8 protein-coding genes are annotated in these 8,609 nt (G+C 58.6%); 2 read left to right on the top strand and 6 right to left on the bottom strand.

The features are described from left to right. Nucleotides 1-9 precede the first annotated feature (9 nt). Nucleotides 10-921, top strand: coding sequence for an HNH endonuclease (locus PY649_RS24460; RefSeq protein ID WP_285871400.1), 912 nt, complete (start codon nt 10-12; stop codon nt 919-921). Between the two features lie 271 nt (nt 922-1,192). Here PY649_RS24460 and PY649_RS24455 read toward each other — a convergent pair whose 3' ends face one another. From PY649_RS24455 to PY649_RS24430, 6 genes are all read right to left on the bottom strand, one after another. Beyond that, nucleotides 1,193-1,939, bottom strand: coding sequence for a ribonuclease activity regulator RraA (locus tag PY649_RS24455; protein ID WP_285871398.1), 747 nt, complete (start codon nt 1,937-1,939; stop codon nt 1,193-1,195). Nucleotides 1,940-1,960: 21 nt separating this feature from the next. After that, the gene (locus PY649_RS24450) at nt 1,961-3,124 is read right to left on the bottom strand and encodes a mandelate racemase/muconate lactonizing enzyme family protein (protein ID WP_285871397.1); all 1,164 of its coding nucleotides are present in this window, start codon (nt 3,122-3,124) and stop codon (nt 1,961-1,963) included. Between the two features lie 34 nt (nt 3,125-3,158). Next, nucleotides 3,159-4,256: an ABC transporter ATP-binding protein gene (locus PY649_RS24445; RefSeq protein WP_285871396.1), complete on the bottom strand. Its 1,098-nt coding sequence runs from the start codon at nt 4,254-4,256 to the stop codon at nt 3,159-3,161. Between the two features lie 11 nt (nt 4,257-4,267). After that, nucleotides 4,268-5,158 carry a carbohydrate ABC transporter permease gene (locus tag PY649_RS24440; protein WP_285871395.1) on the bottom strand — a complete coding sequence of 297 codons (891 nt, stop codon included), beginning with the start codon at nt 5,156-5,158 and terminating at the stop codon, nt 4,268-4,270. Next, nucleotides 5,155-6,114 carry a carbohydrate ABC transporter permease gene (locus PY649_RS24435; RefSeq protein ID WP_285871394.1) on the bottom strand — a complete coding sequence of 320 codons (960 nt, stop codon included), beginning with the start codon at nt 6,112-6,114 and terminating at the stop codon, nt 5,155-5,157. Before PY649_RS24435 ends, PY649_RS24440 begins: the two co-directional genes overlap by 4 nt. A gap of 73 nt (nt 6,115-6,187) precedes the next feature. Further along, entirely contained in the window at nt 6,188-7,666 is a 1,479-nt protein-coding gene (locus PY649_RS24430) for an ABC transporter substrate-binding protein (RefSeq protein WP_285871393.1), read from the bottom strand. Nucleotides 7,667-7,875: 209 nt separating this feature from the next. On the opposite strand from PY649_RS24430, the gene PY649_RS24425 reads away from it, so the two are divergent. After that, nucleotides 7,876-8,586: a GntR family transcriptional regulator gene (locus tag PY649_RS24425; protein WP_285871391.1), complete on the top strand. Its 711-nt coding sequence runs from the start codon at nt 7,876-7,878 to the stop codon at nt 8,584-8,586. The last annotated feature ends 23 nt before the right edge of the window (nt 8,587-8,609 follow it).

Here is an 8,609-nt window from a genome sequence, read left to right as displayed (position 1 = left end):
GCGTGCTGCATGGGATTCGGGGTTTTTATCCATCGCTCAGATTCGATCTACGACGACAGCCCGGCGGAACAATACCAGTTCCCGAGCCAGTATCTTGGCCGCGTTCAAGCCTGTGTCGGAGACTGGATCATCTACTGTGAGCCGCGCAAAGTTGCTGCGACGCGCGGCTATTTCGCCGTAGCAAAGGTTGCCCAGGTCATCCCGGATCCGAAGGCGCCTGGCATGTATCTGGCGCTGATAGAACCAGGGAGTTACCTAGATTTCATCAATGCCGTTCCGTTCAGTGGAACAGATGGCGTTATCGAACGCGGTGTCCTGAACGATGATGGTCGGATTTCTGGAAGAGCGCAGGCAGCGGTACGACCCATTTCCGGGGCGGATTTCAATCGTATCCTGTCGGCTGGTCTTGATGAACAAGAACCAGAATTGCCCCGCCTGGGCGACCAGATACCTTCACATTCTGTCGACGGCTTCGAAGACGGAGCTCAGGCACCGTTCATGTTCGAGCAAGAGCGGGAGCGCGTTGCACAATTGTCGTCGCGGATCGTTCGTAGCCGAATATTTCGCCGGCTCGTTTTGCACGCCTATGACAAACGATGCGCAATCACTGGATTGAAGCTCATCAACGGCGGCGGACGCGCGGAAGTCGATGCTGGACATATCCGGCCACTAGAGGCGAACGGACCCGATATTCTTGGCAACGGCATTGCGCTATCTGGCACGGCGCACTGGATGTTCGACCGCGGACTGATCAGTCTTACCGATGAACTTGACATCTTGATTTCTCGGCAAGCCAACGATCCCGATAGCATCCGAGGTGTGATCAACAAAACAGGAAGGGCGATTGCGCCTCTACGACCAATCGAGCGGCCACATCCTCGATTTCTGCGGTGGCACCGTGAGAATTGTTTCAAACACTGATTTATTGGCGATGACAGTGCTGGCCGTTCGATTCTCGCCAAGAGCAGCCGTTGGCCGGTGCATCTGAATGCGGAATTACTTGCGCGCCCGCGCATTGCGTGGAGCGAAAGCTAGCCTTCAGCACGCCCCGACGACTTTGGGCGTCAATTGGCGAACTCGGCGGTCGGATCCCGGATACCAGATTGAAACCAGGCACCTGCGGCGACATTCGACTCCGTGCTTTTTGTGTAGACGCCGGCAATACCCCAGAAAGTTCCCCGTTATTCATTGGCTAAGTTGTTCCCACGCGGTTTGTTTTGCGCCACTCTTCGTATTCTCCGCGGGCATCGTCATGCAGCGGATAGTAACGCTGCAGCGACCCGCCCTCCATGAGCTTCAATCGCGAGAACTCCTCCCACTCGTGATGCTTTTGCGATTCTTCGATTACCTTCGAGGCCATTGCGACTGGAAGCACCACCACCCCATCATCGTCGGCGACGATGATGTCTCCGGGGATTACTGTGACGCCGCCGCAGGCGATTGGAACGTTAACGGCGTTGGGATAGATGCCGGTCTGCACATGATAGTTGGGCGTCCAGCCGCGCAGCCATAAAGGTAGATCCAGCTTCTCGACATTGGGCCGATCGCGCATGCAGCCATCGATCACGATGCCAGCGCCGCCTCTGCCTTTGAAATACGTCGACATCATATCGCCGAAGACGCCCGAGCTCATGTCGCCGCGCGCGTCGACCACAACCACATCGTCCTCCTGCACGTGATAAAGCACGTGGCGGTGCAACTGCGTCTCGGGATTTGCATATTCTCCCTCGGTGAAGAGGTCCGGCCGCTGCGGCATGAATTGAAGCGTCAGGGCCGGCCCGACGATCGACTTGCCGCGATTTTGCGGCACGGGACCGACCATGTGCGGATTGCGAAAGCCCATGTGGCCAAGCGTGCCGGAAATTGTTGCGGCGCCGATTTCCTTCAGCGCGTCGATCAGCTCTTTGGGCGGTCGCGGAATGTCAGGCGTATGCGTCATTTTAGGCTCCAGTGGATGAAACTACCAGTTTGTGACAGAACCGTCGCGGCGCTTCAGGTGAGGCGCTTCCCAGAAACGAAAGCTCTCCGCCTTGACCGCCTCTTCGTTGACCTCGACGCCGAGCCCGGGCAGATCGCTGACGGGATAGTCGGGGCCGTCGAGCCGAGGTTGCACGGGGAAGAAGTCGGAATTATCGAAGCCCAACTTTGCTTCGGGCGCTCTGGTCTCAAGCCAAGCGAAATTTGGTACCGCGGCGGCGAGATGAATGGTCGCGGCCGTGCAGACTGGGCCGAGGGGATTGTGCGGCATCAGGTCCACATAGTGCGCCTCGCTCCAGCCAGTGACCTTCATCGCTTCGGTGAGCCCGCCAACATTGCAAACATCGAGCCGGTTGAACTGATGGATGCCACGCTCGATGTAGGGCAGGAATTGCCACTTGCTGGCAAATTCCTCGCCGATGGCGAAGGGGATGTCAGTCATCGTGCGCAGGGATTCGTAGGCCTGGGGTGTCTCGTCTCGTATCGGCTCCTCGAGGAAATCAAGCACACCACGGCCGAGCTTGTTACAGAAGCTCGCCGCCTCCGCCACCGACAGCCGATGATGATAGTCGATGCCGAGGACGACGTCGTCGCCGAGCGCCTCGCGCGCTTTGTTTAGCATAGTCGCGGTAGCGCCGATCGACTCCCGCGGCTCAAAGATGTCCTTGCTGTGTTGCCCGGCTGGGAAGAAGCGGATCGCCTGCCACCCTTGTGTGCGTAGTTCGCGGGCCCGTTCGATGGCAACATCGCCCTCGGCCTCGTCACCGGTCGAGGCGAAGGTCGGAATGCGGTCGCGCTGCTTGCCGCCCAGCAGTTCGTAGGCCGGCACCCCTAGCGCCTTGCCCTTGATGTCGTGAAGGGCAATGTCGATGGCGGAAATCGCCGCCTGCAGAACGCGGCCGCCTTCGAAGTATTGGCTGCGATAAGCTTCTTGCCAGATCCGACCAATCTGCATCGGGTCGCGGCCGATGAGAAACTCGCGATAGTGCTTGATCGCGCCGGCTACGGCCTTCTCGCGACCGCTCAAGCCGCTCTCGCCCCAGCCGAAGATGCCGTTGTCGGTCTCGACCTTGACCAGCATCTGGTTGCGCGTACCTACCCATACCGGATAGGGCTTGATCGCCGTGATTTTAAGCCTCGCAGTCATCCACGCCCTCGCTTCACACCCATCCGTTTTGCTCTCAGTCGGCCTTGAGAGCCATTTCTGTTTCGCCGTCGAACAGATGCATCCGCTCCTGATCGAACTCGAGCCAAATCTGTTCGTCGGGCGCGACGGCAATGGTCGGCGGCACGCTGACATTGACGATGGCGCCGGACAGCAACGCCTGTACGAAGGTGACGTCTCCGGTCGGCTCCACCGTGTAGGCCTTGGCAGGCACGCTTCCAGGCATCGCACTCTTATGCAGCTTGATCGTCGAGTGACGTGCGCCGAGCACGACTTTCTTGGTTTTTGCCCTCGCGACCTTCCGAACGTTGTTTGGCGAGAGCTCGAGGCGCCAGCCCTCCGCGCTGGTCAACACAGTGTTGCCGCTTGCCGTTGACGCCTCCAGCGGAACAAGGCTCATCGCCGGGCTGCCGACGAAGCTGGCGACGAACATGTTCACCGGATGGGCAAAGACCTGCGCCGGTGAATCGTATTGCTGCAGGTAGCCGCCGTTCATCACCGCCATCCTGTCGGCCATGGTTACCGCTTCGAGCTGGTCGTGCGTCACGTAGATGATCGTCGCCTTGAGGTCCTGGTGGAAACGCTTGATCTCCGACCGCATCTGGACGCGCAGCTTTGCGTCGAGGTTGGAGAGTGGTTCATCCATCAGGAATACCGCCGGATCGCGAACGAGGGCACGGCCCAGCGCCACGCGCTGCTGTTGGCCGCCCGAAAGTTCGCGTGGCTTGCGCTCGAGCAGCTGCGTCATGTCGAGCACGCGCGCCGCTTCCCTGACCTTCTTGTCGATCTCGTCCCTTGGCAGTTTGCGCATCTGTAGCGGGAACGCCAGATTATTGTAGACCGATTTCTGCGGATAGAGCGCGTAGTTCTGGAACACCATTGCGATGTCTCGGTCCTTGGGATCGAGGTCGTTGACCACCCGGTCGCCGATCACGATGTCGCCAGAGGTGATAGGGATGAGCCCCGCCACAAGATTGAGTGTGGTTGTCTTGCCGCAGCCTGAAGGGCCGACGAGCGCAACGAATTCGCCGTCGTTGACCGTCAGCGAAACATTGTTGACAGCTTTGAAGCTGCCATAGGTCTTGACTAGATCTTTGAGGACCACGTGGGTCACCGGCAACTCCCCTAGTGCTTGACTGCGCCTTCCGTGAGGGCGCGTACGAAGTATCGTTGCAGGACGAGGAACAGGACCACGACGGGCACGCTCATCATGAAGCTGGCCGCCATCAGGCCCGGAAAGTCCGTTGTATTTTCCGAGAAGAAGCGCTGGATGCCGACCGGCAGTGTCAACTGCTCGTTCTTGGAGAGGAAGGTGTAGGCGTAGATGTACTCGTTCCACGCGCCAATGAAGGAATAGATCGCCGTGGCGATGATGCCTGGCGCCGAGAGCGGCATCACGATCTGGACGAAGGCCTGGAACCGCGTTGCCCCGTCGATGCGCGCCGCCTGCTCGAGTTGCACCGGGATGTTGTCGAAAAAGCCCTTGAGCAGCCAGATCGCCAGCGGCAGGCCGAATGTGAGGTAGGTGAGGATGAGCGACCCATGCGTGTTCACCAGCCCGACCGCGCGCATCAGGATGAAGAGCGGCACGAGAAAGATCACCGCCGGGAACATGTTCCGAAGCAAGACGGCGAAGAACAGAAAGTTCCGGCCCGGGAAGGTGAAGCGTGAAAACGCGTAGGCCGCAGGAACTGCCACGATCACCGAAAGGATGGTCGTGGCGGTGGAGACGAAAAGACTATTCCAGAAGAAGCGCAGGAAGTCCTGGCCTACGCTGTTTTGCGGATCGAGCAGCTTCTGATAGCTGGCGAGGGTGGGTTGGTCTGGCCACCATTGCGGCGGGAATTGCATGGCCGCGAAGCCGGACTTGATCGAGGTGATCAGCATCCAGACCATCGGTAATGCGGTGTAAAGCAGCATGAACACAAGGAAGATGCGTCCGCCCCACCGCCATCCATCGATGCGCATACGGCGACGCGCTCGGTCCCGCTGAGCAGTCTCGGCAATCGCGCTCATTTGCTACCGTCCTTCTGTTCATTGCCGCTCAGGGCACGGACGTAGAAGTAGCCGAGCGACATCAGGATCAGGAACAGCAGCACCGAATAGGCGGCCGCCACCCCCCAGCGCTGGCGGCCGAAGGCGAGCTCATAAATATGGGTGATCCAGATATGCGATGCGTTCGACGGTCCGCCGCCGGTCATGATCCAGGGGATGATGAAAGAATTGAAGTTGGCCACTGCCAGCAGAAGGATCGTCACCGTCGAGACGTTTCTCAAATGCGGAAAGGTGACGTGCCAGAACCGCTGCCATGCATTGGCTCCATCGACTTTTGCGGCACGCAGCAACTGGTCGGGAACCGTCTGCAGGCCAGCCGTCATCATGATCATGGCAAACGGAAACTCTCGCCAGATATTGACGACGATCAGCGAGGGCAGCACTGTGCTGACGTTGTCGATGAAATTCGGCGGCCGCTCGGCCCATCCGAGGCTGACCACGACCGCGCCAATGATCCCGAAGTCCGAGTGGTAGATCCATTTCCAGATATAGGACGCGGCGACCGCGCTGATGACCCAGGGAATGATCAGGACGGCGCGCAGGATGCCACGGCCGAGAAAGTCACGATGGAGCGCCAGGGCGCAGGCAAACCCGAGGACAAATGAGACGAAAGTGGATCCCAGCGTCCAGATAAGGGTGTTCGAGGTGACCTTCCAGAACACCGGACTGGTGAGGATGGCGATGTAGTTGTCGAAGCCGACGAAAATCTTGTCCCGGAGTTGCAGTCCGGGCGGTGTATTAAAGAAAGACAGCTCGATCGTGTAGTAGATAGGGTAGGCTATGACGATGAGCATCACGGCGATCGCAGGAAGAACGTAGGCGTAGTCAGCGCGATGCTGCCAAATCTTTCGCAGCCCGCCGAACCCATCGGGTTGCAGTCTTCGGCGAGCCTCGGCCTTCCCAGTCAAGATCGTCACGATACTCTGTCCTTATTCTTCGGAAGAAACCGGCTGCAATCGAGGCGCAGCCGGTCAGATCGTCAGGCTTGGACTAGAGTCCGCCATTCATCAGGTCTTTGACCTTCTTGGCTGCGTCGTCCGCTGCTTGGTCGACGGTCATGGCTCCGGTCAGGGCATTTTGCAGCATGTCCGGGACGATGATGTTCATGATCTCGGGGGACTGTGGCAGTGCCGGGAAGGGAACGCCGTATGGAAGCATTGAGGTCGTGACATCAAGGAACTTGATATGGTCCAGACGTTCCTTCATCCACTTGGTCTTGAAGCCGTTAAGGTTTCCCGGGTTCGAGCCCGCGTAGGCCATCTTCAGCGACCATTCGGGGCTTGTCCACATGCAGGTGATAGCCCTTGCCGCCGGCTCGTCTACCTTGCCGCCCTCGACATATTCGGGCTTCACGATGTGAATGTTGGAGCCGCCAAACACGACAGCACGCTTGCCGTCGGGGCCAGTCGGAATGAGACCGTAGCGCATGTTGTCGATGACGGTCTGGGCTTTGACTTTGTCAGTACCTGTCGCCTTTTTCTGCAGGTCGAGCATGACGTCGTAGTCGGACGGGTGCGAGATCATCATGCCGAGCTGACCGGCGAGGAAGAGCGGCTGGTTGTCGGCTTGCTGGTTGGTCAGCGCTGAAACCGGAACCGACTTGTCGCGAACATACATATCGTAGGAGGCTTGCAATGCCGCCTTGCTCTGCGGGCTGTTGAGCTCGACTTCCTTATAGGCCGGGTTGGCGGTAGCTTCGTCGAAGACGCCGCCGCCATAGGCCCACAGCTGTGGCATGAATCGGTACGGCGTATTGCCGGCATTCTTGCGAGCCACGAGGCCGTAACCGGCAATGCCGAGCTTGTCGTGGATCTGCTTGGAATATTTGACGACGTCATCCCAGGTTGCCGGAGCCTTGTCAGGATCGAGGCCTGCGCGCTTGAAAATGTCAGCGTTCCAGATGAACGCCATCGTCTCGTTGTTGGTTGGAATGCCGTAGGTCACCCCGTCCCAGGTTACGGCCTTCATTGCGCCGGGCCAGAAATCCTCGGTCGAATACCCTACATCCTCGGGTTTGAGCGGCTGCAAATAGCCCTTTGAGGCGAATTCGGTGCCGCCAAGAATCTGCAGGCGGATCGCCATGGGCGCTGCATTGCCAAGGAGCGCGGTCCGGAACTTGTCCAGCAGGTCGTTATAGGTGAGGGCTTGTTCCTCAAGCTGGATGTTTGGATAGGTTTTGCGGAAGGTCGCGAAGAAGTCCTTGTAATACTGGCGCAGGAGGTCGGGATCGCCCTCGAACACACCCTGATACCAGAATGTCAGTCGCCCCTTGTAGTCGAGCGGGGTGACCTTGGCGCAATCGGCCGCCGTGTCAAAATCCTGCGTGCCGGCAATGGCGCGCACATATTGCGGCGACCACTTGCTCAAGTCGACCGACGCACCCAGCGCAGACGCCGACATCAACGATACCATCAAAGCAGTGGATACAGTACCGCGCACAACAGCACTGCCGAGTGAAATACTCGTCATAAGTATCCTCCCAGGTTTTCTCCCGTGCCGCTCTGCATCGAGGCGAGCGGTCTTTGCTCCCCGGCCGTAGGGCTTCCCACCCAATGTATCCTTTCGACCTTGTCATACGTTTTCAGATTGAAGATTGTCTGTCAATCAAAGAAATCATACATTGTTTGGCGAAGTTTCGCATGATATCCAAGAAATATGTGTATTGATTGGGGACAATCTTGGCCGAAACAAGTGATTTTAAAGCACAGCCACCCGAGGGGTTCGACGCTATCGGGGCCTCCAGCGAGGGCGCGTCGCTTTATCAACTGATCAGGGAAGACATCATCGAAGGGCGGCTCGCTGCCAATGAGCGACTTGTCATCACCGATCTCGCCCGGCGCCACGGCACCTCGACCAACCCCGTGCGCGAGGCTTTGCAACTGTTGCGCGGGGAGGGCTTTGTCACTTTCATTCCCAACCGCGGAGCGCGCGTCCGGCCCATAGATCAGGATTTTGTTCGGGATATCTACGAGATAGGAGTCTTGATCGAGCCGGCACTGACGCGATGGTTCGTCAATATGGCCACCGTCGAGGACATTGCTGAACTCGAACGCATCCAGGGACTGATTGAAGAAAACAACTTCGCCGACACGTTCAAGCACAGCGAGCTGGACACCGCCTTTCACACCGTAATGTACCAAAAGCACTACAACCGCCATGCCGCCGAGCTTTGGTGGAAGCATCGAGAAGTGCTTCGAGCCGTGAGCCGGCGTTTCAACTTCACGCTCGCCCGACGTGCCGCGATCCTTAGCGAGCATCGCGAGCTCATCGCGCTTGTAAAAGCGGGAAATGCGAACGAGGCAGCCGAACTCATTGCGCGCCATGTCGAGGGCTCCGGCCGGCATATCCTCGAACACATGCGTGCGCGTCACGCCGCTCGGGCAGGATAGATTTCACCTGGAATATCGTTACC

This window comes from Rhizobium mayense, assembly GCF_030272705.1.
GTDB classification, from domain to species: Bacteria; Pseudomonadota; Alphaproteobacteria; order Rhizobiales; family Rhizobiaceae; genus Rhizobium; species Rhizobium mayense.
Note: the sequence above shows the minus strand (reverse complement) of the source record. Positions and strands in the feature narration are given on the sequence as shown.